The organism is Hymenobacter glaciei (assembly GCF_039539585.1).
GTDB lineage: Bacteria > Bacteroidota > Bacteroidia > Cytophagales > Hymenobacteraceae > Hymenobacter > Hymenobacter glaciei.
Genome location: NZ_BAABDK010000005.1, coordinates 18,280 through 42,711, shown reverse-complemented (window position 1 = coordinate 42,711; position 24,432 = coordinate 18,280). Strand labels below are relative to the sequence as shown.

The following is a 24,432-nucleotide window of genomic DNA, read 5'->3' as shown; positions in this document are numbered from 1 at the left end:
TGAGGGGATGGGCAAACATAGCAACGGCCGGCACAGGCATGATGCCGGCCGGCCGTTGGTTTGCATACCGCAAAGAAAAGAAAATCCAGGTGAGGCTTACGGCGCGAAGCCCTAATCGAAGCTGATGATGTTGGCTACCAAGTTGGCCCGGTCGCCGCCGGCTTAAGTCGTTGAGCCAAATTGCTGGTAATGGGCATAGCGCAAATCCAGCGACTTCAGGCCCTGGGCGTTTTTGCCCGGCACGTGGAGCCGGCGGATGCCGTACGCCGACGAGTGGCGCAGGCCCAGGCCTTTTTTATTAGCCGTAAAAGCCGACGGGGTATAGTCGGAAGTACATCATGCACGGGCTACGGAGTGCTGGGCGAATGGCGCGAAATAGTCGGCGGCCCGAGAAGTAGTCGTGCTCTGTGAATACGCCGCGGCCGCCTTCTACCTCGCCGTGGTTGTTGGTTTGCTGGCAGTTGCCGCCACTAATGTTGATGGTGGTTTCATCGGCCGCACGGCTCACCGGCGTCGATGGTCAGGGGCGTGCCCCTCGAGGTGGTTGGGTTTTTCGTGGTGCCGTTCTGGACCAGGGCCGGAGCACTACAAGCCAGTAGCGGAAAGAATGGCCCGCCAAGGAGTCGAGCTAGTGCCAGGGAACTACTTGCACCCGCCGCCAGCTTTGCTGCGGTTGGCCCGCGCTGGTGTTTTGGAAATGCAATAACAAATGCCCTGAAGCCCCTTTACAGCGTGGGTACCACCTTTTTCAGATAAGCCTCAAATGCTGCTGGGCCGCCGGCGATGTAGCCGGTTTTGGCCAGCACCTTGCCCTCCGGTGAGACAACAACCGCCAGTGGGAAGTCGCCCTCGCGGTTGAGCTGGGCCGCCGCCGCTTCGTTCAATTTCAACTGAGCGGCGGTGGGCTGGTTTTTCTTCAACCGTGGAAAATCGAAGTGCGCCAGCACCAGCTTGTCCTTCGCGTAGGCCATAAACTCGGGCTTGGCAAAAACTTCCTGCTCGTACACCATGCAGGGCTGACACCAGTCGAAGCCCGAGAAAACAGCCAGAATGGGCCGGTTGGCGGCTTTGGCGGCAGCCTTTGCCGCGTCAAGGTCGGCCAGCCAGCCAACTGGCATTTCGGTTGTAGCAGGCGCGGGCGTTGGAATAGTTGCTACAACTACCTGGGGCGCGGAAGTAACGGGCGAGGTGGGCTGTGGTGCGGCTGTTGGGCTAGGCGCTGCTGTCGCTTTGCTCTTCGCCACTGCCCCGGTTGCGCTGGCGGTTTTGGTTTTGACTTTATCGTTTTTGGCCTTGATGGTCGTTTTTTGAGCCAATGCGGGGCCGGCACCCAGCAGCACCAGCCACAAGGCCAGGATGCGAGCAGAGACGAAAACGGGAATAATTTTCATGGCAAACTGATAGGGTGAATGGCCGCAGACCAGCTGCGGTACGACGGTAAATACCGGTGCGCCCGGTACAGGTCAACAATGCCGGGCGGCCGTTTCACCTTTCAGGTTACCAAAAGTCCGGCCACATCATACAGGCCCCGTGAATAGCAGCCCAGGGCCGGTAAACCACCGTGCTGCACCTCCCATTTCTGCTTTGGGACAGGCGAGCACATTGCTACGGCAGCTGCCGCAACTTGAGCACTTGTTTATGGAGGGACAGGATTTCCAGGGTGTAGTCGGGCGACTGGCCATCGGTGAGGTGAATGCGCAGGCGGGATTTGCCATCCGGTGTCCAGGTGCCGGGCCGGCCGGCCAAGCCATCGGTGGGCGCAATGTCGAACTGCTCGAAGCGCCCGTAGGCTTTCAGGGCGAAGCCGGTACGGCCCCGGGCTGGCGGAAACGTGTACGTATTGGGCCGGTACACCAGCGTGTCGCCGTGGGTTTCTTCGTGCGAGGCCAGCCAGGTGCCTTCGAGCTGCTTCATAGAGGTAGGGGAGGAGGTTACGACGGCCGGCTTGTGCTTCTGGCAGGCGCCCAGCAGGGCCAGCGGCAGCAGGTAAGCGAAGAAGTTGGGTATGCGCATGGAGAAAAGAACCGGTGGAACGGCAAGGTACGGACGAGGTAAGGCGGTGTACCTCGTGCTGGGGTGTACGACGTATTGCTTGATGCGGCACGCTGGTACCCTCGCCAAATGCTCGGGAACCACGTAAACCCTCGCACAAGCTACCTTCGCGCCTCTTAAACAACCCTTGCCCTGTGGATAACCGCGCCCTGACCCGCGCCTTCAAGCTGGCTGCCCAGCTGATGGAGCTGCACGACGAAAACCCGTTCAAAATCCGCGCCATGGAAGGCACGGCCACCGCCCTTGATGCCCTGGGCTTTCCGGTGGCAGAGGTGGAGCGGGCCGGCCTGCCCGACCGCACCGGCCTAAGCAAAACCGCCGCTGCCAAAGTAGCCGAGCTGCTCGACACCGGCACGTTCTCGGATTTGCAGCGCCTGCTCGAGACAACGCCGCCCGGCGTGGTCGAAATGCTGGGAATCAAGGGCATTGGTCCGAAAAAAATACGCAGCCTGTGGCGCGAACTGGGCCTCGAAACCATTGAGCAATTGCGTGAAGCCGCCGAAACCGACCAGGTAAGCAAGCTCAAAGGCTTCGGCAAGAAAACCCAGGATAGCATTCTGGAGGCGCTGGAGTTTGCTGGGCAAAGCAAGGGCAAGCTGCTCTATCCGCAGGCCGAAAAACTGGGCGACGAGCTGACCCAACTGCTGCGCGACGGCCTGAAAACCGAACAGGTGGCCGTGGCCGGCGAAGTACGCCGCCGCCTCGAAACCATCGAATTCGTGTGCCTGGTAGCTGCTACCGACAAGCCGGCAAAGGCGCACGAGCTGCTGAACGCCACGGCCGGCCTCATGCCCGACCCGCGGCGCTCGGGCCCGTTTGCCTGGCGCGGTACCGCCAGCGAGTCGGGCACGCAAGTAGAAGTGCTGCTGGTGCAGCCGGAAGATTTTACCACCGAGGTTTTCCTGCATTCGGCGGCTGAGGCACATCTGAGCGAGCTGCTTCCCAGTTCACCAATTGCCAATTCCACCTTGCGCCAATGGGCGCGGCGCGAGAAATTCCAGCAGGAAGAAGCCCTCTACGAGAAAGCCGGCCTGCAATTCATTGTACCCGAGCTGCGCGAAGGGCTGGGCGAAATTGCCCTTGCCGCCGAGAAAAAGCTGCCCCATCTGCTCGAAGACGACGACCTGCGCGGCTCGCTGCACAACCACAGCACCTACTCCGACGGCAACCACAGCATCCGCGAAATGGCCACCTGGCTGCGCGACCACGGCTACGAGTACCTGGGCCTGTGCGACCACAGCCAGGCCGCTCACTACGCCAACGGCCTGGGCGTAGAGCGCATCCGCCAGCAGCACCAGGAAATCGACCAGCTGAACGCCGAGCTGGCCCCCTTCCGCATCTTCAAAGGCATTGAAAGCGACATCCTCGGCGACGGCTCGCTCGACTACTCCAGCGAGGTGCTGGCCAGCTTCGACTTCATTGTGGCCTCGGTGCACTCCAACCTGAAAATGGACGAAGCCAAAGCCACTAACCGCCTGCTGCGGGCCATCGAAAACCCATACACCACCATGCTGGGCCACCCCACCGGCCGCCTGCTGCTGCGCCGCCAGGGCTACCCCATCAACTACAAAGCCGTGATTGACGCCTGCGCCCAGCACAACGTCATCATCGAAATCAATGCCAACCCCTGGCGCCTCGACCTCGACTGGCGCTGGGTGCGCTACGCCCTCGACCAGGGCGTGCAGCTCAGCATCAACCCCGACGCCCACCACACCAACGGCTACGAAGACATGCGCTACGGCGTACTGATGGGCCGCAAAGGGCACCTCACCAAGGAGATGACGTTTAACGCCAAGTCGGTGGAGGAAGTAGCAGCGTATTTCGAAGCGCGTAAAGCCAACATCACACCGCCGCTTGAGTACAAGCAGTCGTTGTTTGAGTAGCGTGAAAGTTCTCGTTCTCCGCTTTTCATCCATTGGCGACATTGTGCTTACCACCCCGGTGGTGCGGGCGCTGGCGCAGCAGGTGCCGGGGGCGGAAGTGCATTTTGCCACCAAGCCCGGTTACCGCGGCCTGCTCGAAGCCAACCCGTACGTGGCCAAAGTGCACACGCTCAGCAGCAGTCTGCGCGAGCTGGTGCTGGCACTGAAAGCCGAGAAGTTCGACTACATCGTCGACCTGCACAACAACCTACGCACCCGGCTCATCAAGCTGCAACTGGGCGTGAAATCAAGCAGCTTCGACAAGCTGAACTGGCAGAAATGGCTGTTGGTAAACTTTAAAATCAACCACCTGCCGGATGTCCACATCGTGCAGCGTTACCTGGCCGCGGGCGCGGCCCTGGGGATTAAAGACGACGGCAAGGGCCTCGACTATTTCATTCCGCAAAGCCAGGAAATAGACTTGGCTACGCTGCCCGCACCATTTGCCAGCGGCTATGCTGCCGTGGCCATTGGCGCACAGCACGCCACCAAGCGCTTGCCGCTGGAGAAACTGGTGGAGCTGTGCCGGCAGCTTGCCCCCCGCCCCCTCATGCTGCTCGGCGGCCCCGAAGATGCAGCCGTGGCCGAAGAGGTGATGGCCGCCGTCAAGCAGCATTCACTCACTCATCCATTCGCCCATTCGCCCATTGCCAACGGCTGCGGGCAATTTTCACTGCATCAGTCGGCTTCGTTGCTGCGGCAGGCTGCTTTTGTGGTGAGCCACGACACGGGGCTGATGCACATTGCGGCGGCTTTCGGCAAGGATATTTTCAGCGTCTGGGGCAACACGGTGCCCGAATTTGGGATGTATCCGTACCGCACCGATTTCAAGGTGTTGGAAGTGCCCGGCCTGAGTTGCCGGCCCTGCTCAAAAATTGGCTTCGCCAAATGCCCTCAGGGACATTTTAAGTGCATGCGCGAGCAGGTACTGGCGCTGGATTGGCAGCCAGTAGCCACCGCGGAGTAGCTCAGGCGGCCGGGTAGCAACTTCAGCATTAGTAAGCAGCCGGGCATTGTTCCTCAAGGCTTCGAGCCTAAATTAGGGTGCGTCCCGCAGCGCCAGACCAGCTATTCGCCTCAAGATTGCCAACTTAGTACGCTACATTTCAGGCCGGGCAGCCCCCTTGCATCCATTGCCTTCCACCAAAACTGTCTTTACCATGGCCGAGACCGAACCCTGCCAGCACCTAACGGCCCTCACCAAGCTCAAAACTGCCCCCGAATATGCTTGCCCCGAATGCCTGGGCTTGGGCGATACCTGGGTGCACCTGCGTGTGTGCCAGCAGTGTGGCCACGTCGGCTGCTGCGACTCTTCACCCAACAAGCACGCCACCAAACATTTTCGCGCCAGCCAGCACCCGGTCGTTTCCTCAGCCGAGCCCGGCGAGCAGTGGCTCTGGTGCTATGTGGACGAGGAAATGGCGGATTATTAGCTATGAAAATGCTCTGGTGCTGGCGCTGCCGGCAAGAAATGCCCATGTTGGAAGCCGACGAGTTTGCCTTGGTACATCAGGCTCTAATGAAAGGGATGGTTGTGGTCGAAAGCGAAGCCCGGCAAAGAGGGCGTGTGCTCAATCCCATGCAATTAGATGGCTTGATTGACCGCCATCACCAGCCCGTGCTGGAAATGTACCGTTTGCTCACAGGCTTGGTTGAAACAAACCCAAACGCCGTGTGGCACCACGTAGTTGACCAGTACGGCCCGCCTTGCCCGCAATGCCACAAGCCGCTACGTACCCCGAAAGCCAGGTTTTGCGTGGCCTGTGGCTTTGGCAAAGAGGATGTCACGCCTGACTCGCTGCCATTGTTACAGCGCTGGCCGGAGCTGTTCAGGAGTGGATGAAATAAAAAGCCCCGACTCTATTCCAGAGGCGGGACTTTTCATGCCTCAACGATATTAGCTGAGAGATGATTAGCTGTGCCGAATTTCGTTCGTTGCAGGCTGACACGCCGCTTTACTGGCAATGGCAGACCTATTTAATCACCCCAAACCCGCAGTAGCTGTGCAGCACCGCCGGCAGCTTGATGCCCTCGCTGGTCTGGTTGTTCTCCAAAAGGGCCGCGACGATGCGCGGCAGCGCCAGCGCCGAGCCGTTGAGCGTGTGGAGCAGTTGGGTTTTGCCCCCGTCGGCCTTATATCGGCACTTGAGGCGGTTGGCTTGGTAGGTTTCAAAGTTCGAAGCGGAGCTTACTTCCAGCCAGCGGCCCTGGGCGGCACTCCACACTTCGAGGTCGAAGGTGAGGGCGCTGGTGAAGCCCATGTCGCCGCCGCAGAGGCGCAACACCCGGTAGGGAAGCTCGAGCTTTTGCAACAGCCCTTCGATGTGGGCCACCATCGTATCAAGAGCGGCGTAGCTGTGCTCCGGCTGGATAATCTGCACGATTTCCACCTTGTCGAACTGGTGCAGGCGGTTGAGGCCGCGCACGTCGGCACCCCACGAACCGGCCTCGCGGCGGAAGCAGGGCGTGTGGCCGGCAATGCGAATGGGCAACTTCTCGACCGGAATAATCTCGTCGCGGTAGATGTTGGTCAGCGGCACCTCGGCCGTGGGGATGAGGTAGAGGTCGTCCTTGGCGTCGTGGTACATCTGGCCTTCCTTGTCGGGCAGGTTGCCAGTGCCGTAGCCGCTGGTTTCGTTAACCAGAATGGGCGGCTGCATCTCGGTGTAGCCGGCAGCCCGGGCTTCATCGAGAAAAAAGTTTATGAGCGCGCGCTGCAAACGTGCTCCCTGGCCCTTGTACACCGGAAAGCCCGCGCCGGTGATTTTCACCCCTAGCTCGAAGTCGATGATGTCGTGCTTCTTAATCAGGTCCCAATGCGGCACCGCATCGGGGCCCAGCTCGGGCTTGGCGCCGTGCTCGCGCACAATTTCGTTGTCGGCGGCGGCGCGGCCTTCGGGCACGCTGGCATGGGGCAGGTTGGGCAGTTTATAAAGAAGCTGCTGTTGTTCTTTCTCCACCTGGGCCAGCTCGGCGGCCGCCGATTGCGTGTGCAGCTTGAGTTCGGCGGTGCGGGCCTTGAGGGTTTCGGCCCCGGCTTTGTCGCCGGCTTTCATCAGGCCGCCGATTTGCTGGGCGAGTTTGTTGGCTTCGGCCTGGGCCGAGTCGTGGCTGGTCTGGAGCTGGCGGCGGCGCTGGTCGAGGTCGAGAATGGCGGCTACGTCGGCGGGGCCGGTAGCGTAGCGCTTTTTGGCGAGGCCGGCCAGTACGAAGTCGGTCTGGTCGCGGAGAACGGAAAGTTGCAGCATGGGAGGCGATTGGGTAACGGGGCAAAGGTCGCAAGGAAAACCCGACCCTGCCACTGCCCTGGCCAGCCGCAATGTGCAAGGGGACGAAACTTATTTTCGTGGCTTGCGTGTAGAGGGCTGGACAGAAAGGCTATCGATTTGGCCGTTTGCCCGTAATGCGCTAACATTGCGGGAGCAACCGGCCGCCGTGGTCGGGTCAGCGAGCCACCGGGCTCGTCTTCGGCCCGCCTTTTTGCTGATTTTCCAGCGGCCCGTCCTGCACCTCATCTTCCTGCCTATTCATCTCGCGCCGCGCGCCGCTACTCCGTAGTTCGTCCGGACCCCGCGAATGTCCTGTTCCTGCGGCGCTGCCGCCGCGCCTTAGCTGGCCATTACGTGCCCTTTACGGGGCATTCCGGGCCGCCAGCCCCCGAGCTCCCCGCCGATGTTCTCCCCTTATTCCCTTTATGCACACCATTAACGAGTTGAAGGACCGGCTGCTGTCCGACCTCAAAGAAATTGCCGAGCAACTGAACGTTGGCAACTTCAAACGCCTCAGCAAGCAGGATTTGATATACAAAATCCTCGACCAGCAGGCCCTGAACCCCGGTGCCGCCGAAGAGGCTCCTGCTGCGCCCGCCGCTTCAGCCCCGGCAGCTGCTGCCAAAGCTGCTCCTGCTGCGCGGCCGGCCCGCAATGCTCCCCGCCGCCCGGCTCCCAGCACTGCCGAGCAACCCTTCTCCGATGTTGCGCCACCCGCAGCGAAAGCCTCATCAGCACGTGCCTTACGCGGTGCGGCGGCCGCTGCTTCGGCCACGCTGGCGGCCCCCGCTCCAGTTGCTGAGGCCCCAACCACCGAGATTTTGGACTCCATCGAGGGCCTGGCGCTAGTCCCGGCCTCGCATGCCACCGGTGCTGCCCTGGCTGATGCTCCAGAAACGGAAGCCCCTGCGGCTCTTTCGGCCCCGGCCCCTGCTGAAACATCTGACGCGCCAGTTGCTGAAGCCAGCACTGCCCCAGACGACCGTGCTGCGGAAACTAACAATAATGCCGCCCGCGCCGACCGCCCCCGCCGCGAGCGAGTGGACCGCGCCGGCCGCCCCATTACCGAGCAGCGCGCTGCCGAGATGGCAGCCGAAAAAGCTGCTGCCGAAGCGGCCGCCGCTGCCAACCCTACTACGCCTGAAACCGGCACCGATGGCCGCGAAGGCGGTTTTGGTAATCGTCGCGATGGTGGCAATGGCTTTGCCGACCGCCGCGAGAACCGCGCCGACCGTTTCGAGCGGGACAACCGCGACGTGCGCGACAACCGCAGCGACAACCAGCCCCGCGCCCCGCGCCAGGACCAGCAGCCCCGCGAAAATCGCAACGACCAGCCCCGCCAGCAAGACCAGCCCCGGCCGGACCAGTCGGCCCAGAACCAAGGGCAAGGCCAGAATCAGAACCAGGGCCAGCCCCGCAACGACCAGCCGCGTGGCGAAGGCAACAACCAGAACCTGACCCGCGAGGAGCGCTACGCCCAGCGCGAGCTACAGCGCCAGCAGCGCCGCCAGAACCCCGACGGCTCGCCCCGCACCGACCAGGGCCAGAACCAAAATCAGAACCAAGGCCAGCCGCAGGGCCAGAATCAGAACCAGCAGCCACCGCGCCCGCAGCGCCAGGAACTGGATTTGGTGGTGCCCGGCGGCGGCACGTTCGAGCTGATGCCCGATGGCGGCTATGGCTTCCTGCGCTCGCCCTACTATAACTACCTAAGCTCGCCCGACGACGTATATGTGTCGCCGCAGCAGGTGAAGCAGTTCGCCATGAAGCCCGGCGACACGGTGGTCGCCACCATCCGGCCGCCGCGCGAGGGCGAGAAATACTTCGCCCTGGTGGGCGTGGACAGCATGAACGGCCGCACCGTGGAGGAAGTCCGCGACCGGGTGCCGTTCAGCCACCTCACGCCGCTGTTTGCCGACCATCGCCTGAAGCTCACGACTAAATCCACGCAAATCAGCACCCGCGTGCTCGATTTGTTTGCGCCAATTGGCAAGGGCCAGCGTGGCCTGATTGTGGCCCAGCCCAAAACCGGTAAAACGGTGCTGCTGCAGGAAATCGCCAACGCCATTGCCGAAAACCACCCCGAAGTCTACCTCATGGTGCTGCTCATCGACGAGCGCCCCGAGGAAGTAACGGACATGGCCCGCACCGTGAAGGCTGAAGTGCTCAGCTCGACCTTCGACGAAACGGCCGACCGCCACGTGAAAATTGCCGAAATGGCCCTCGACAAGGCACGCCGCCTCGTGGAGTGCGGCCACGACGTGGTGATTCTGCTCGACTCCATCACCCGCCTGGCCCGGGCCTATAACACCGTGCAGCCCAGCTCGTCGCGCATCCTCTCGGGTGGTATCGACGCGGGCGCGCTGCAAAAGCCCAAGCGCTTCTTCGGCGCGGCGCGCAACGTGGAAGGCGGCGGTTCACTCACCATTGTCGCCACGGCCCTCATCGAAACCGGCTCCAAAATGGACGAGGTGATTTTTGAGGAATTCAAGGGCACCGGCAACATGGAATTGCAGCTCGACCGCAAGCTGGCCAACAAGCGCGTGTTCCCGGCCATCGACATCCCGGCTTCCGGCACCCGCCGCGAAGACCTGCTGATGAGCAAGGACGAGCTGAACCGCGTGTGGGTACTGCGCCGCTTCATGAACGACATGAGCGCCACCGAAGCCATGGAATTCCTGAAGGACCGCATCAAAGGCACCAAGGACAACGAAGAATTCCTGCTGGCCATGAACGGCTAATACCGATAGTTTGACTACAAGAAGGCCCGTTGCAGCAATGCGGCGGGCCTTTTTGTATGCGAAGCGGTGGATGCTACAAAGCCGCCCGGTCGCGGTGGGTTTGGGGAACTCCACTGGGAGTGGAGTGGGCAAGGCAGTAACTTTCCGTAGCAGCAGTAAGATAGCGCCTGGCTATGCTAGGTGAGTACCGGCAACGGCGTTAGCGGCCAACGGGGAGCCTGTGCGCCGGTTAAAATCCATCCCTGGTGGATGAAGCCGATATAAAAAATGTTTTGTTTTTCAGTGCCGAATGCCTCGTACTAAGAGGATATAAAAAAGCCCACTGACGTGAATCAGTGGGCTTTTACTAAAATAACAATAGCAAAACTAAATAAGGGTAACTCTAAGAATTGTCTATAGATAGTAATTAGCAGTCACAGGGCAAACCCACGCCATATCAAATTAATTCACGGGCCTGATAAAAAACAGCGGCTTTTTATTGCAAAGGGGTGGGCAACGCAACAGAGGCTACTTTTGGGCTTAAATTTCTCCGCTGATGACTCCCGACTTGTCTGCCGCTCTGCCCGAGCTCCTCTACCTCCACGACCCCCTGTGCGGCTGGTGCTACGGTGCTAGTCCGGCCATTACCGAATTGCAGGCGGCCTTTGCGGGTCGCCTCGAAGTATCGGTTTTGTGCGGCGGCATGGTGGTGGGCGACGATGCTGGCCCCATTTCCGAAACCTGGGACTACCTCCGCCAGTCGCTCGATGAAGTGGAAGCTGTGACGGGCGTGCAGTTCGGGGAGGGCTTCCGGGCATTGGGCGACGCTGGCACTTACCGCTACGATTCGGAGCCGCCGAGCCGGGCCATCGTGGCTTTTCGCCAAATAACGCAGGACCCCGCCCGCACCGTGGCCTTCGCGCACGCGGTGCAGCAGGCGCTATTTCGCGACGGCCACGACCTGAATGAAGTGTGTACCTACAACGTCTTGCTGGAGTCTTTTGGCGTGGATGTCGCCGAGTTTGCGCGCCGCTGGGTTGCGCCCGAAACGGCACAGGCGGCCCGGCAGGAATTTGCGGCGGTGGCACGCATTGGCGTGCAGGGCTTCCCTACGGCCGTGGTACGGGTGGGGGAGCAGGGCTACGTGCTGGCCCGCGGCTACCAGCCCTACGAGCAGCTGCGTGCCGGGCTGGAGCAGCTGTTGCGCGAAACGATGTAGCGTGGCTTGTGGACTTGATTCCACATTCAGGCGTTTATACTTCCGCGTTTTAAGTGTAAAAAACGGAGCAAGGGCTCCGTGCTACCGTGCTACACCTACCGCACACGTACGGTTTGTTTTTTTAGCGGCGACCAAGCGATGACGCGGCGGTCTTCCTTGCCCTTGAGGTACTCGAAGCCAATGGCATCGGGGCGCTTCTGCAGGTCGCTCCAAATTGTGCGGTTCATGTTTTCAATGCCACTACGGAAGGGCATTGTAGTCATTACAGCCGGGGTATGGAACTGTGAAGGCAGGAAAAAGCGGTCGATGCGCCGGAGTACGAATGTTTCGCGGTCAGAGCGCGTGGCGCTGGGGGCTTTCATCTCATAAACCAAGGACGCTTCAAGGTCAGGTTCGGTTAGGATTTCGCGGAAGATGACTTGGCCGGTGGGGTCGGTAATGGTGAGCTCGCCGGTACCTTCCAGAATGGACGGACCACGGAATACCAGCCGAAACAAGTCGGGCGGGCCGGCCGAATGACTGAAATTGTGACGCTCGCGCACCTGCCGCAGCGTGTCGTGCAGGGCCGAAACGGCTTTGGCGCGGGCGGTGTCGGGTGCGGGCAGGGCCTGGGCGGTACCGGGCCCCTGGCGGTCGGCCGCTCGCGATACCGTGCCTTCATTTACGGCCGAAGGAGTGGAGTTGCAGGCCGCCAGCAGGGGCAGGAGAACAATCCAGAACACTTTCATGAGCGCAGAAGTTAAAATTCAACCAGTATACAACGACTGAATACGTGCCTGAGCATCGGTTCGATTGTTCAGAAGATGGGTGCAAGTGATGTTACCGCCACAGCAGCATGGCGATAAAGGCCGCGCTCAGGCACAGCGACGACACCTGGTTCATGCGCATGGTGTGCTCGAAGTCGGCAGCGGCCTCATCGTGCCACACCGCCCAGGCCCAGCGGCTGAACAATGCCACAACGGGCCCAGTGGCCACCAGAAAAATCAGCAGCGGGCGAATTTCCTGGCGCAGCCAGTAAGCCAGGCCCAGCGCGCCCGCTCCGGCCAACAGCCCGATGGCCGCAAAAATGAAGGTGCCCCGAATGCCCAGCCGCAGGCTCAGGGTACGGTCGCCGCGCCGCGCATCTTCTTCGTGCTGATACACCTGCGTGAGCGGATAAGAGCCGCACAAAAACAACGTGCTCACCAGCGCCAGCAGCAGGTTGGTTTTCTCGAAAAGCTGGGTTGAAGTGGCCCCCACGCCCACCTGCGTCATTAACAGCGTGAATGCGCCCTGGAACACCACCACCACCAGCGTGCTCAGGAGCGGGTATTTTTTCAGCCGAATGCCTTCGTAGCTGTACGCCTTCGACACCAGTAGGTACACCACAACCAGCGCGGCAAATGGCCACCCGAGCAAGGCCGCGCCCGCGACGGCCAGCGCATCGAACAGCCACACCAGATGCAGGAGCTCGGGCGTGACTTTGGGCGGTGCTTTCAGGCCCCCAATGCTGCCTTCGTCCTTGTCGTAGTAGGAGTTGTAGCCGTTGGAAGCCGGGTAGGCCAGCAGGTGCAGCACCACGAACACGCCTACGGCCCGGCCCCCGCTCCACGGCCCGCGCAGCGCACTCAGCCCAAACCAGAACACGGGCATGAGGTACACCGAAAATGGGATACGCAGCAGCGGCAGCGCCTTTTTATAATTGGCAATGAGCAAGGAGCAATGAACAAGTACGCGTGAAACCGAAACCAAGCCGCCACCGGCTGCAAAGTTGAGCAAAAGTGGCAATAGGTACTACAAGCTTTTGCGGTATGAAGCGCTGCCCACTGCCAACTGGTCGTTGCCAGCAGGCCAACCTACTAAGTACGTTACCTGCGGGCCCCACCAGTGACGCTTGCGGCCGGCTTGCCACACAAAGGCCCCTTCCGGGTCGGCGGCGTGGGCCAGGGCCAGTAATTCGGCGGGCGAGTACATGCGCAGCACCGACACCACGCCATCCCAAATGGTGCAGAGCGGGATAAGCGGAATCAAATAGGTGAACACCAGTCGGCTGAACCTGAATGGCCGAAAAAACGGCGTGAGCAACAGTTGCGCCACCGGCAGCACCGTAACGGCCAGCAGTAGCTCGAGCCAGTGCTTGCCCGCGCCCTCAAACACGCCAATGCCGGTGTTGCCGCGCACGGCATCGCGCAGCAGCGCGGTGGCAGCGGTGGGGGGGAAGTGATGGAAGGCCGAAAAGATGGTGCGGAAGCCCACCAGATGGGCCGGTACGGCCAGCGCATCCACCGGCCGGGGTTCGAAGCTGATGACGCCGTGGGTGCGCTGGGCAGCAGCAGCCCAGGCGGCGGGTTGCGGATATAGGTCGGTAAAGGTAGTCGTGACCCCGGGCTGGCCCTGGGCGTGCAGCGTCTTCAGCAAGGTTTCGGTGCCGCCCCCGGCACCCGCGCCCAACTCCAGCAGGTGCGACTGGCCGCTGCGGCGCAATCCCTCGGCCAGCAGCGGGACAATGGGCCGATAGGTGCCCAGGGCCGAAATCATGAAATGCAGGTAATCCATCATCCCGGCCCGTATCACGTCCGGAAACCACGACAAATCCTCAAACTCGAACAACCGCAGGCGTAGGCGCATAGGCCCATTTGTACGCAGAAACTGCTGCCAGTGCCAACTTTGGCGAACGCAACCCGTGTAAAAAAACTGCACAGGCAAGCCAATTTCCGGCTGTGACGCTCAATCACCTCGTGGTTTAGGATAGGCTCTCAGGCTTTCGCTGCGTTTATGCGCCTTGGTGGGGCAGCAGGGGCCACCGCGCCGCCCGCGGTTGCCACCGGAGCAACAGCGGCGCCGCCGCTTGCTGCCGAACGGGGCGGGGCCGATATACCCACAGCGCTGCCGCCAACGCTGTGCCCAGGTAGGGCCACGAAAAGCGCAGCAGGCTACTGGCCGGCCCAATGGGCAACAGTTGCAGCAGCGCAGAATTGCCCAGCGCAAAAATCAGCAGCACTGCTGCCAGTACCAGCAGCCGGCAGCGCCAGTTGGTGCATCGCCGCTGCGCCAGTGCAAAAACCGGTATAGCCAGCGGCACCGTAGCCAGCGACACCAACGCCGCCATCAGGCCCACCACCAGCGGAATGGCAAAGTCTTCGGGCGAGTAGCGGCAAAAATCAATTAACAGCCAAGTAGTGCCGCCTAAGTTGCTGAGCAGCCAAACAAGAAACGTTCGGGAGGTAGCCGTAGGGTGGTTCGACAATTGAGCAGAAGTAGGCATATGGCAAAGCGTTAGGGGGAGTTGGCTTCCATCCCGGTGATGTAGCGGAAGCAGCTGCAACGCGTTTCCGGCTTATCCTTTTGGAGAGTTGATTTAGCTACGGCATACTGATAATGAGTGGATTGTGTGAATGGCAAGTATATTTTTGGGAAATAAAATTTCCGGAATAGCTCGCCTCAAGCTGCCGGTGTTACTGCCTTAAACTATTGATTATCAGTTTTACAACTGCGCCGCTTTCGATGGCTCAACCCGTAGGCGGGCCGCTGTTCCACTTTCGGGAATTGCTGATGCGCTGCTTGTGCGCCAATGGCCTAGTGCCGTTGCCAGCAGGGCACCGGCGCCCCACGGCCACAGCCCGTTCGGACCAGGCCACGAGCGTAGCGGCCAAGTAAACAAAACTCCCAAACCAAATACTGCCAACGTGCAGCCCAGCGCCCACAGCAATGGTCGTTCCCGCAACCACCGCGGTGGCCGGCTCACCAGCCACCATTGCAACGGGCGCAGCAACCAGGAGAGGGCTGCCGCTACCGCCGCTGAAGCCGCCAGGTAGCACCAGTCGCTTTTGTGCACCAAGCCATTGGCCACTGCGTAGCAGGTGCAGCCGAGTAGCAAAGACTGCTGCCATAGGCTGAATGATACATTGGGTTTCATGCTGTGGGTTCCGCAATGTCATCGCCGGAATTATCGGTTCGAAAAAGCCCTTGCTTGTACACCAGCGCCGCTGCTCCCAGCGCAGCCAGCCAATAAGCCCAGCCGCCTAGCAATACGATGCCGGTTAGCGAAAAGTCCTCATTCACAACACTCTTGCCAGCAATAAACACAATGAGTAGGAAGAAACCCGTGACGACGGCCGCAGTAGCCAGCACCCGGAGCCAATAGTTCGCAATGCATAGCAGACGCTGGAACGCCCCGTATGCCAGCGGTATTACAACAAGCGAGGCTCCTGCCGCAATCAGCCCCACGAGCCCCGCGATTAGCCCCATTTCAGAGTCCGACGAATTGTTATTGTGGTCAAGTGCCACTTGCAGCTTCAAAGACACAAAGACCCCGATAAAGCCGGCCACATTCGTCCAAAACCGCAGTCGGCAGGCCTGTCCCCAAGTGCTGGTATTCGTCGAGGCGCTCATTTTCAAAAGAAAAAAGAAGTGTGAGGCAAAAGTATCAAATCTTTTCTTCAACTTTGCATCACAAAGCACTTCGATACTTATGAAGCCCGCCGCTACGCCCGACCCGCTTGCTCAACTCTCCGAAATCCGCGCTATCATGGAGCGCAGCTCGCGCTTTCTGTCTCTCTCGGGCCTGAGTGGGGTAGGAGCAGGCGTCGTAGCGCTACTGGGCGCGGCGGCTGGCCACTTCTATCTCCAAAGCGAGTTTCCGGATGGTTACCTGCGTCTGCTGAGCGCTTCGCCGGTTGAGCGACAGGCGGCCCTGCCAGCGCTGCTGCTGCTGGCCGGCGGCATGATTGGGGCCGCGCTCCTGGTGGCCTTTTATTTCACGCGGCGGCGCACCCACCGCAGCGGCCAGACGCTGTGGAGCGCTCCGGCCCGCCGCCTGGCAGTGGCATTGGCAGTACCGCTGGTGGCAGGTGGCCTGTTTTGCCTGCGTTTGTACCTGGGCGGCGATGCTGCCATGGTGGTGCCCGGCCTGCTGCTCTTCTACGGCTTGGCGCTGCTCAACGCCAGCAAGTACACGCTGGACGAAATTCGCTGGCTCGGCCTTACCCAAATTGGGCTGGGGCTGCTGGCCATGCTGCAACCCGGCTGGGGCTTGATTTACTTTGCGCTCGGCTTTGGCCTGGGCCACATCGGCTACGGCCTGCTGATGTACAACCGCTACGAGCGGCCGGGCGCGGCCGGCACCTCGGCGGCCTAACCCCCGGTATCTGCGTGAAGCACCTCATCCACACCCTCAACAAAGCCTTCGACCACCGTGTGCGCCTCGGCGTCATGGCCGTGCTCATGGCCAACGAGTCGGTGAGTTTCAACGACCTGAAGGAAGCCCTCGACCTTACCGACGGCAACCTGGCCAGCCACGTAGCTGCCCTCGAAAAGGCCGAATACGTGCTCGTGAGCAAGCAATTTGTGGGCAAAAAGCCCAACACCACCTACACCGCCACCGCTGCCGGCAAAACGGCGTTTCAGCAGCACCTCGCCACCTTGGAGAAATTGCTGCGGCCGTAGTTTTTAGAAACAAGGGCCTAGCTGCGCTCTTTTTTTTGCCTTTACACTTTGAAACACAAAGTTCTTTAACAATGAATCCATCCTTGCAACCTGCGGGTGAGTGGTCGCTCCCGACTACCGCCGCTACCACCGCTCGCCCCCCGCTCACCGCCGCCCAAAAGCTGCTACTGCCGCTGGGCGTCGTTTTATTCGATTGGCTGTTCTGGCGCGAGCGGGGCGGCGTCAACATGCTTGTGTTTAATGTCTTTGTGGTGGTCGCGCAACTGATGCAACTGCCGCGGCACGCGGCTGCCCGGCGCTCGGGCTACTTCTGGCTGATGGCGTTTGGCAGCTTGCTAAGCGGCGTATTCATGGCCATGTACGGCTCGGCGGTGGCGGCGCTGGCCTGCGGAGTATCGGTGGTGTTGCTGCTGGGCTACGCCAACCAGCCATCGCTGAAGCTGCTGCTCTTCGCGGCCCTGACCGGCCTGGGCAGCGCGGCCGAAGCCTGGCTGCGGGTGCTGCGTGGCGTTCGAGCGCCCCGGCCCGCTGGCGCTGGCGTGCGGCGCAGCTGGTTTTACGGCCGGTTGCTGCTGGTGCCACTAGGCATTCTGGGCGCGTTTCACCTGCTGTTTGCCGTCGCAAACCCGGTGTATGCACGGCTAAGCAGCCGGGTGCTGGCCGTGCTGGGGGAGTGGCTGGTGCGCCTGCTGCCCGATATTTCGCTGGGCCACCTGCTGTTTTTGCTGCTGGGGTTTGCCGTGACGGCGGCTGCGGTAGTGGCAGTGCCAGTCTACTTCTTTGCCGACCAGGAGTCGCACTTCGGTGAGTTTGTGCGGCGGCAGCGCGACCGGGTGGCCTCGTTTGCCGTGCGCCGGCCCGACTTCCGCCCGAAAACGACTAAGGCGCTCGACTTGCGCAAGGAGTACCTGGTGGCCGTTGCCGTGTTTGGGCTGGTAAACGCGCTGCTGCTGGTGGTGAATGCCATCGACGTGCGTTGGCTGTGGTTTGGGTTCGCGCCGGCACGCGGGTTCGACCTGGCGCAGTTCGTGCACGAAGGGACTTACGTGCTCATCTTCAGTATTCTGCTAGCCATGGGCATTGTGCTCTGGTACTTCCGGCGCAACCTCAACTTCTACGCGCCGGGGCTGCGGGCGCTGCGCTGGGGAGCTACCGTGTGGGTGCTGCAAAACGCGGTGCTGGCCGTGTCGGTGGGCCTGCGCAACTACTACTACATCCTGAACTGCGGCGTGGCCTACAAGCGCATCGGGGTGTGTTTTTTCCTGCTGCTGGTGTTTTTTGGGCTAGCTACCGTGCTCGGTAAAATCTGGCAGCAACGCTCGGCCTACAGCCTCGTGCGGCTGAATTCGCTGGCCGTGTATGCGGTACTGCTGCTGCTGGCCGCTGGCAACTGGGAAGTCTGGATGACGGAATACAACCTGCAGCCGCGCTTCCGCAGCGTCGACATCGGCTTCCTGCTCGACATGCCCGACCGCACCCTGCCCACACTGCTGGCCCGTCGCGGGGTCCTCAACCACACCACCCAACTCACCGTGAATGCCGAATACGGCATACCCTCCGTCATCGACGCGCCCGAAGCCCAGCGCCGCCTCGACCTGGCCGTGGTGGCCGCCCGCGCCAACTATGCCGAGTACAGCCACTGGCAGGGCTTCACCTGGGCCGATTATGAAGCAGCGCAACAGCTGGGCGGTCGTGAATAATCCCTTCTCCATCGAAATGCCGCTAACGCCGGCCCGGCAATTTATCGCCAGTTTTTGCTGGACAGTCGCCTGTATTGTCAGCTGGCTGGCCTTTATCAGCCTGATGAGAACTCTCTTCGCCACGGAAACGGATTTCTCAGAGTTTCTAACCTTCTGCGGTTGCTTGTTAGGCAACCTGCTGATTTGGTGGCGCGGGATTAGCGTTTTCTGGCTTTCTTCCGAGGGCGGTCGCTTATGGGTCCAGGTGCTGGGCTTTTTATGGTGCGGGGTGATACTTCTGTTCCAGGTGGCCTGCTCCATCATTTTGCTGATATGGGCAGCTACGGCTTTTGATAACACTCCCCATGTCATGTGGTACACGTGAGAGTTGCCTTTACGTCGTGTTGCAACGTGCCAAGTCTTCCTTCTAATTTATTTCAAGTCCACATGAATACGCTCCCCCAATTCGCTCTCACCTTCCTCGGCATCCTGTTCTGCATCGGCGACGTGGCTGCACTCGGCGTACTGCTCACCTGGCAGGAGCGGGCTCCCTCGCCCGACCTGCGCTGGCGGCGCCTCATCCGCGGCGTGCTGCCGGCCACCGTGGTGCTGCTGGGCCTGCTGCTGCTGGCCTTCACGCAGCTCATGCTGCTGTGGTCGCGGCAGTAGCGACGGATAGCCCGACCGGGCTTTTCTCATCAACTCCCATCTCATCCTAACTCATTTCCACTCATGCTCGCTTCCCTCCAAACCCACGTCCCCAAGCCGCTGAACGGCTTTCAAGTGCTGGCCCGCCAGATTATCGTGCACGCCAAAACCTCGTTTCTGATTCCCATTTTACGCCAACTCTACGGCACCGCTGATGCCCGCGCACAATTCAACTACCTGCAAAGCCTGCCGGCCGGCTCCCTTGGCCGGGGTGTGGCCGATGTTCTGCACGCCAACGACCTGCGCCTCATTCCGCACTATGAGAACCACGACCTGAAGCACGTGTTGCTGGGCTATGACATGACGCCCGACGACGAGCTCAAACTCAAAGCCTTCATGCTCGGCAACGGCGATTGGTCGATAATGTGCCTGGGGTTTCTGTTGCTGGCCGTGCTCACGCCCGAAGTGTGGCCCGCCCTACGCCAGCACTACTACCGCGGCCAACGCACCCAGCCCATCGTGGCTTGGACGCTTGCCACCTACGCCACACAATCCACTGCTGCCCTCCGCCAGCAAATCGGGCTGCCCGCCGCCGATGATTGCGCACTGGCGTAGGTATTTGCCTCCTGCGCCCACCTTGCCGCGCTCGTTGTGGCTGACAGGTAGCGGGCTGTTGCTGGCCCTGCTCAGCTACTGGTTTCGGGCCGAGTTATGGCCCAACCACCCAACTGCTGGCAAGTGGAGCTTAGCGGTGTTGCCCTGTGGGATGGTAATAGGTGTGATGCAGGTAATGAGTACGCTGCAGCGTTGGTCAGCGGCTGTATTCAGCTCCACATGGCTGCGTTGGGTAATTCGCGCCGGGGCAACGGTGGCGTACGTAGTAGCAGCGCTGGTGGTAGTGTTGATATTGGTAGTGACCCTGATAGTGCTGGCATTGTTGTCCTGAATGCGGCAGTGACTGTAGACAAGACAAGCTTTGTCATGGTGCTATCCGGCGTTTTCCAATATTGGCAGTTCCTTGCAAATTGACTCTTGCGAAGGCTAATGCCTTGCCATCTTTCTGGAACTGGTGTTGCTAAAGGCCGTGCAATCAGGCGCTAGTCAGGCCGTCGACGGATGCGGTTTATAAACTGAATCAGCACTAATTCAAGTTTATTGACTAGCTTGGCGGCCCATAAAGCGTCCCACGCCGGGAATCGCCTTTCTCGCCTCTTCGCAAGCTCTCGTCAATATGCCCCGTACGCTGCTGCTGCTCGTGCTTTTTATTGCCTTGCTGCTGGAACTGGCCCTCACGGGCGGCGCTTTTTTCGCCCCGGCTTTCACTTTGAAGCAGTTTGGCGTCGTCTACAGTCCAGCTACTACCTTCCTTACCTACATCATGGGTTGGCTGCTGCTGTTCGTGTCGCTGGTAGCGGCCGTGGCGTTGGTGCAGGTGCAGAGGCGGCGGCCGGGCTTTGCCACCTGGTGCTACCTGCTGGGCTTGTGGTGGATAGGCATTGGCATCGGCATCTACTTCGCCTTTGGCAAGCCCGACAACCTGCTGCTCGACTCGGTGAAAGGCCTGCTCATTATCATTCTCACCTGGCGCTGCCAAGCCGCCCGCCTCATGGCCCGCCGCTACTAGCGCCGAATCAGTATCTTAGCGGCGTCCGGTTTATCCGCCCGGGCTTGTGCCAATGCCCGCTTCGCACCTGCATCCACCTCCTGCTATTCCCACACTTACGCGTCCGGGCCGCATTTTGGCCGGAGCCCAGGTGCTGAAAGAAACCCTAAGCATCATTTTTCTGGGCCTGCCGCTGGTGCGCGAAGCGCCGCTGGTGCTGCTCTCGGCGTTGCCCGGCGTGGCGCTGTACCTATTGCACTGGCATCTGGCGCTGGGCCGGGCGGGCCGTATTTTCGCCGCCGCCATCTGGGCCTTCACGCTGATTGATGAGCTGTGGGGCCTGTTTCTGTTTCAGGAGCTCGACTCGCCTACTCGGGGCCAGATTCGCATGCTGCACGGGAGCTACTTCCTGGGCCTGGGCATTATCCTGCTGGCCCTGGGCGAGTTGGCGTGGCGCTGGCAGCGCAACCGCGTCCGCGCCCGCCGCAACGTGTACCACCAGGCGCTGCTCACGGCGCGGCACCGGCGCTAATTGCCGGGCTGGCTGTCTGGTTGTAGCGCGAACTTTTAGTTCGCGGCCCCGCACCGTTTGGGTTTGGGCCGATGCGCGGAGACGCGAACTAAAAGTTCGCGCTACGGTGAGGCGACTGGTATATTTGTCGTTCTTCGCAGCGGGGTTCTGGCCCCGCTACCCACTTGCTGCCTCGTATGGCCGACCTCAAAACGTCCCCTTCCGCTCCTGCTCCTGGCTCAAAGCCAACCAAGTCGCGCCGGCGCTGGCCCGTGCTGCTAGCCAGTTGGGCCTGGGTAGGGTTTGGGGTGATTGTGATACTGTTTTTGGTGTACCCGTTTCTGGTGAGCACCAATTTCCTGTTTCTGTTCGGCAAGTCGCCCAGCCTGTCCGACCTCGAAAACCCCAAAGTCGAGCAGGCTTCCGAAGTGTACACCTCCGATGGCGTGCTCATCGGCAAGTACTTCCGCGAGAACCGCTCGCCGGTGCAGCTCAGCCAGATGTCGCCCATTCTCATCAAGGCCCTCATTGCGACCGAGGACGTACGCTTCTACAAACATTCGGGCATCGACCTGGAGGCAGTGCTCGGCGGGGCGATTTCGTCGCTGCGCGGCGAGAAGCGCGGCGGCTCCACCATCACCCAGCAGCTGGCCAAAAACCTCTACAAAATCCGCCGCCAGCAGAGCCGGGGCGGCTTGGGCTACATTCCGGTGGTGAGCACCATTGTGGCCAAAACCAAGGAGTGGCTCACGGCCGTCGACCTCGAGCAGCGCTACACCAAGGAGGAAATCCTACGCATGTACCTGAACACCGTGGAGTATGGCTCCAGCGCCTTCGGCATTAAAGTAGCAGCCAAAACCTTCTTCAACACCTCGCCCGACAGCCTCAAGCCCCAGGAAGCGGCCATGCTGGTGGGCGTGCTCAACAACCCCACGGCCTACAACCCGAAGTTCCACCCCGCCGCCGCCAAGCGTCGCCGCAACGTGGTGCTCGACCGCATGGGCCAAGCCGGCGTGCTCCCCAAAGACCAGATTTCCGCCCTGAAAGCCACGCCCGTCGAACTCGACTACCACGTCGAGCGCCACATCGACGGCCCCGATACCTACTTCCGCGGGGCGGTGAGCCAGTTCGTGGATGCCTGGTGCGACAGCACCGGCCACGACATGTACCGCGACGGCTTGAAAATCTACCTCAGCATCGACTCGCGCATGCAGGCCCACGCCGAAGAAGCCCTGCACGAGCGCATGAAGTCCCTGCAGCGCCAGTTCGACAACTTCTGGCGCAACCGCGAATCCAACCCCTGGGTGGACGACGAAGGCCACGAAATCCCCGACTTCATCCTCACCCAGATGAAGCGCACCGAGAGCTATAAAACCCTCGCCAACCACTTCAAAGGCCAGCCCCAGCGCCTCGATTCGGCCCTGAACGCCAAGCGGCCGATGAAGGTGTTCACCTGGAAGCACGACGACAACGACACCACGCTTGTCATGTCGCCGCTCGATTCGCTGGCCTACTACAAGCACTTCCTGCAATCGGGCATGATGTGCATGGACCCCTTCACCGGCCAGATTAAGGCCTGGGTGGGCGGGCTCGACTACCGCTTTTTCCAGTACGACCACGTGCGCCAGGGCAAGCGCCAGGCCGGCTCCACGTTCAAGCCATTCGTCTACCTCACCGCCCTCGACAACGGCTACACGCCCTGTGACCGCATCCGCGACCAGCGCGTCACCATCAAGTACACCGAAAACGGCGAGGCTATGGAGTGGCAGCCCGACAACGTGACCCGCGAATACACCGGCATCAACATGACGCTGCGCCACGCCATGGCCCGCTCCGTAAACTCCGTAACGGCCCAATTGACTGAAAAAGTAGGCTGGGACAACGTGGCCAAATACGCCCACAAAGTCGGCATCACCTCGCCGCTGCTCTCGGTGCCCAGCATCGGCCTCGGCTCGGGCGGCGACGTGAGCGTGTACGAAATGGTGGACGCCTACAGCACGTTCATGAACACCGGTTTCCGCTCCGAGCCGCGGCTGGTTTCGCGCATCGAAGACCGGAATGGCAACGTCATCAAGCAATTCGACCCCGCCCAGAAGCGCGCCATCTCGGCCGAAACTGCCTGGCTAATGACGTATATGCTGCGCGGCGGCATGGAAGAGCCCGGCGGCACCTCGCAGGCCCTCTGGGACTACGACCTCTGGCACAACGACAACCAGATTGGCGGCAAAACCGGCACTACCAGCAATTACTCCGACGGCTGGTACATGGGCATGACCAAAGACCTGATGACCGGCGTGTGGGTGGGCGGCGAAGACCGCAGCATCCACTTCGTGGGCTCGCAGCAGGGCGAAGGCGGCCGCACCGCGCTGCCCATCTTCGGCAAGTTCCTGGAGAAGGTGTACAAAGACAAAGACCTCGGCTACACCTACGGCCACTTCCCCAAACCCGCTGGCAAAATCAGCAAGAAATATACCTGCGTGTCCGAATCGGAGCCCCGCCGCAGCCGTGCCGAAGCCGTCGACACCATCGCCGCCGATAACCTGCTCGAGCAAATGAACAACGGCGGCACCGTGCCCGACAGCGTAAAGGGCGGGCGTTAGACCTAAAAAACAAGGCCCGCTTTATTAGCGGGCCTTGTTTTTTAGGCTATCAACTACGCCTCGGAGTTCAATTATTTTGAACAGCTTGTCGCGCTCTGATTCCTGAAGCTTCCTGAAATCTATCGAGCCTATTCGGGTGCCCATATCATACTCCCCAATCAGGCCATCAAGTAGCACGTAAGTTGCATTTTTGAAATTTTCCGAGTCTTTATAATCTCGGATATTCAACTCTAAGCCAAGCTTTGCCGAATCTTTTGTGTAACGGAAGAAGATGTCATCATAGGCAATTTTCATCCCTAGGCCTTCGTAGTTTATTTCGATGTCATCACCTGGAGTACGCTGTCTAAACGCGCTGAATTTCCAGTTCTTAATACTTGGGGCTTTGCTCACTAATGCAGAAACAGCCGGAAAGGAGCTGACAATGCCATCCGCAGATATTGTCAATTCTTTGACATGATTTTTTTGAACCGGGATAAATTCAAAAGTCAAATTCTCATCTATTGCATGTAGTTCTGTGCCAAGCTCACTGAACAATTCTTCCCGATTGCCTGACTCTGAATAGTAGCTGGATTCGTGAGTCTTGAACCAATCCCAAAAATTCTCTTCCTTCGTTTTGCTATTGCATGAGGTTAGCCCGGTAAGCAACGCAAGAGAGAACAACGTTAAAAGTGGCTTTATCATGATTTTATAAGCTGCCCGCGTTTAAGTCTTGGGTATACACAAGTGCCGTCAGCAAGCGTGGTTGCATTAGTTGGGCGCACAAGCAAGCCGCTTTAAACAGGAAA

Annotated in this window: 27 protein-coding genes; 17 read left to right on the top strand and 10 right to left on the bottom strand. The window is 60.4% G+C overall.

Features of this window, described 5'->3' with window-relative positions; all coding sequences use genetic code 11:
* Nucleotides 1-298 precede the first annotated feature (298 nt).
* From ABD837_RS03640 to ABD837_RS03630, 3 genes are all read right to left on the bottom strand, one after another.
* Nucleotides 299-508 carry a hypothetical protein gene (locus tag ABD837_RS03640; RefSeq protein ID WP_345050394.1) on the bottom strand — a complete coding sequence of 70 codons (210 nt, stop codon included), beginning with the start codon at nt 506-508 and terminating at the stop codon, nt 299-301.
* 217 nt (nt 509-725) lie between these two features.
* Complete coding sequence (locus ABD837_RS03635; RefSeq protein WP_345050392.1) at nt 726-1,391, bottom strand: thioredoxin family protein; 666 nt, start codon at nt 1,389-1,391, stop codon at nt 726-728.
* Between the two features lie 214 nt (nt 1,392-1,605).
* On the bottom strand, nt 1,606-2,013 hold the full coding sequence (locus ABD837_RS03630; RefSeq protein WP_345050390.1) for a hypothetical protein: 408 nt from the start codon (nt 2,011-2,013) through the stop codon (nt 1,606-1,608).
* A 173-nt stretch (nt 2,014-2,186) separates the two neighbouring features.
* Between ABD837_RS03630 and ABD837_RS03625 the strand changes: the two genes are divergently transcribed.
* The 4 genes from ABD837_RS03625 to ABD837_RS03610 all read left to right on the top strand — a co-directional run bounded on the left by ABD837_RS03625 (nt 2,187) and on the right by ABD837_RS03610 (nt 5,817).
* The gene (locus tag ABD837_RS03625; protein ID WP_345050387.1) at nt 2,187-3,935 is read left to right on the top strand and encodes a DNA polymerase/3'-5' exonuclease PolX; all 1,749 of its coding nucleotides are present in this window, start codon (nt 2,187-2,189) and stop codon (nt 3,933-3,935) included.
* A gap of 1 nt (nt 3,936) precedes the next feature.
* On the top strand, nt 3,937-4,941 hold the full coding sequence (locus ABD837_RS03620) for a glycosyltransferase family 9 protein (RefSeq protein WP_345050385.1): 1,005 nt from the start codon (nt 3,937-3,939) through the stop codon (nt 4,939-4,941).
* A gap of 193 nt (nt 4,942-5,134) precedes the next feature.
* A complete protein-coding gene (locus ABD837_RS03615) occupies nt 5,135-5,407 on the top strand; it encodes a UBP-type zinc finger domain-containing protein (protein WP_345050383.1) in 273 nt (90 codons plus the stop codon).
* 2 nt (nt 5,408-5,409) lie between these two features.
* Entirely contained in the window at nt 5,410-5,817 is a 408-nt protein-coding gene (locus ABD837_RS03610; RefSeq protein WP_345050381.1) for a hypothetical protein, read from the top strand.
* A gap of 130 nt (nt 5,818-5,947) precedes the next feature.
* On the opposite strand, the gene serS is transcribed toward ABD837_RS03610, so the two are convergent.
* Complete coding sequence (serS, locus tag ABD837_RS03605; protein ID WP_345050379.1) at nt 5,948-7,222, bottom strand: serine--tRNA ligase; 1,275 nt, start codon at nt 7,220-7,222, stop codon at nt 5,948-5,950.
* Between the two features lie 446 nt (nt 7,223-7,668).
* Here serS and rho point away from each other — a divergent pair, with 446 nt between their 5' ends.
* Nucleotides 7,669-9,984, top strand: coding sequence for a transcription termination factor Rho (gene rho, locus ABD837_RS03600; RefSeq protein WP_345050376.1), 2,316 nt, complete (start codon nt 7,669-7,671; stop codon nt 9,982-9,984).
* A 535-nt stretch (nt 9,985-10,519) separates the two neighbouring features.
* On the top strand, nt 10,520-11,182 hold the full coding sequence (locus ABD837_RS03595) for a DsbA family protein (protein WP_345050374.1): 663 nt from the start codon (nt 10,520-10,522) through the stop codon (nt 11,180-11,182).
* A 95-nt stretch (nt 11,183-11,277) separates the two neighbouring features.
* Here the strand turns inward: ABD837_RS03595 and ABD837_RS03590 are convergent, their stop codons facing one another.
* The 4 genes from ABD837_RS03590 to ABD837_RS03575 form a co-directional block, all read right to left on the bottom strand.
* The gene (locus tag ABD837_RS03590) at nt 11,278-11,910 is read right to left on the bottom strand and encodes a hypothetical protein (RefSeq protein ID WP_345050371.1); all 633 of its coding nucleotides are present in this window, start codon (nt 11,908-11,910) and stop codon (nt 11,278-11,280) included.
* 91 nt (nt 11,911-12,001) lie between these two features.
* A complete protein-coding gene (locus tag ABD837_RS03585; protein ID WP_345050369.1) occupies nt 12,002-12,877 on the bottom strand; it encodes a UbiA family prenyltransferase in 876 nt (291 codons plus the stop codon).
* Between the two features lie 78 nt (nt 12,878-12,955).
* Nucleotides 12,956-13,789, bottom strand: coding sequence for a class I SAM-dependent methyltransferase (locus ABD837_RS03580; protein ID WP_345050366.1), 834 nt, complete (start codon nt 13,787-13,789; stop codon nt 12,956-12,958).
* A 145-nt stretch (nt 13,790-13,934) separates the two neighbouring features.
* Nucleotides 13,935-14,426 (bottom strand): hypothetical protein, encoded by a 492-nt coding sequence (locus ABD837_RS03575; protein ID WP_345050364.1) that lies wholly within the window; start codon nt 14,424-14,426, stop codon nt 13,935-13,937.
* Between the two features lie 239 nt (nt 14,427-14,665).
* Between ABD837_RS03575 and ABD837_RS03570 the strand changes: the two genes are divergently transcribed.
* Entirely contained in the window at nt 14,666-14,818 is a 153-nt protein-coding gene (locus ABD837_RS03570) for a hypothetical protein (protein ID WP_345050361.1), read from the top strand.
* A 255-nt stretch (nt 14,819-15,073) separates the two neighbouring features.
* Here the strand turns inward: ABD837_RS03570 and ABD837_RS03565 are convergent, their stop codons facing one another.
* Nucleotides 15,074-15,559: a hypothetical protein gene (locus ABD837_RS03565; RefSeq protein WP_345050358.1), complete on the bottom strand. Its 486-nt coding sequence runs from the start codon at nt 15,557-15,559 to the stop codon at nt 15,074-15,076.
* Nucleotides 15,560-15,632: 73 nt separating this feature from the next.
* Here ABD837_RS03565 and ABD837_RS03560 point away from each other — a divergent pair, with 73 nt between their 5' ends.
* From ABD837_RS03560 to ABD837_RS03515, 10 genes are all read left to right on the top strand, one after another.
* Complete coding sequence (locus tag ABD837_RS03560) at nt 15,633-16,298, top strand: hypothetical protein (RefSeq protein WP_345050356.1); 666 nt, start codon at nt 15,633-15,635, stop codon at nt 16,296-16,298.
* A gap of 14 nt (nt 16,299-16,312) precedes the next feature.
* Nucleotides 16,313-16,606, top strand: coding sequence for a winged helix-turn-helix domain-containing protein (locus ABD837_RS03555; RefSeq protein WP_345050354.1), 294 nt, complete (start codon nt 16,313-16,315; stop codon nt 16,604-16,606).
* A gap of 71 nt (nt 16,607-16,677) precedes the next feature.
* On the top strand, nt 16,678-18,306 hold the full coding sequence (locus tag ABD837_RS03550; protein ID WP_345050351.1) for a DUF4153 domain-containing protein: 1,629 nt from the start codon (nt 16,678-16,680) through the stop codon (nt 18,304-18,306).
* Complete coding sequence (locus ABD837_RS03545) at nt 18,272-18,670, top strand: hypothetical protein (protein WP_345050349.1); 399 nt, start codon at nt 18,272-18,274, stop codon at nt 18,668-18,670. The genes ABD837_RS03550 and ABD837_RS03545 overlap by 35 nt, the downstream gene beginning before the upstream one ends.
* A gap of 62 nt (nt 18,671-18,732) precedes the next feature.
* Nucleotides 18,733-18,954: a hypothetical protein gene (locus ABD837_RS03540; protein WP_345050347.1), complete on the top strand. Its 222-nt coding sequence runs from the start codon at nt 18,733-18,735 to the stop codon at nt 18,952-18,954.
* Between the two features lie 63 nt (nt 18,955-19,017).
* Nucleotides 19,018-19,548 (top strand): hypothetical protein, encoded by a 531-nt coding sequence (locus ABD837_RS03535; RefSeq protein ID WP_345050345.1) that lies wholly within the window; start codon nt 19,018-19,020, stop codon nt 19,546-19,548.
* Nucleotides 19,529-19,879, top strand: coding sequence for a hypothetical protein (locus tag ABD837_RS03530; protein ID WP_345050343.1), 351 nt, complete (start codon nt 19,529-19,531; stop codon nt 19,877-19,879). Before ABD837_RS03535 ends, ABD837_RS03530 begins: the two co-directional genes overlap by 20 nt.
* A 285-nt stretch (nt 19,880-20,164) precedes the next feature.
* Nucleotides 20,165-20,557, top strand: coding sequence for a hypothetical protein (locus ABD837_RS03525; protein WP_345050341.1), 393 nt, complete (start codon nt 20,165-20,167; stop codon nt 20,555-20,557).
* A gap of 52 nt (nt 20,558-20,609) precedes the next feature.
* Nucleotides 20,610-21,068 (top strand): hypothetical protein, encoded by a 459-nt coding sequence (locus tag ABD837_RS03520; RefSeq protein WP_345050338.1) that lies wholly within the window; start codon nt 20,610-20,612, stop codon nt 21,066-21,068.
* Between the two features lie 176 nt (nt 21,069-21,244).
* On the top strand, nt 21,245-23,647 hold the full coding sequence (locus ABD837_RS03515) for a transglycosylase domain-containing protein (RefSeq protein ID WP_345050336.1): 2,403 nt from the start codon (nt 21,245-21,247) through the stop codon (nt 23,645-23,647).
* Between the two features lie 24 nt (nt 23,648-23,671).
* Here ABD837_RS03515 and ABD837_RS03510 read toward each other — a convergent pair whose 3' ends face one another.
* Nucleotides 23,672-24,328 carry a hypothetical protein gene (locus tag ABD837_RS03510; protein WP_345050334.1) on the bottom strand — a complete coding sequence of 219 codons (657 nt, stop codon included), beginning with the start codon at nt 24,326-24,328 and terminating at the stop codon, nt 23,672-23,674.
* Nucleotides 24,329-24,432: the final 104 nt, after the last annotated feature.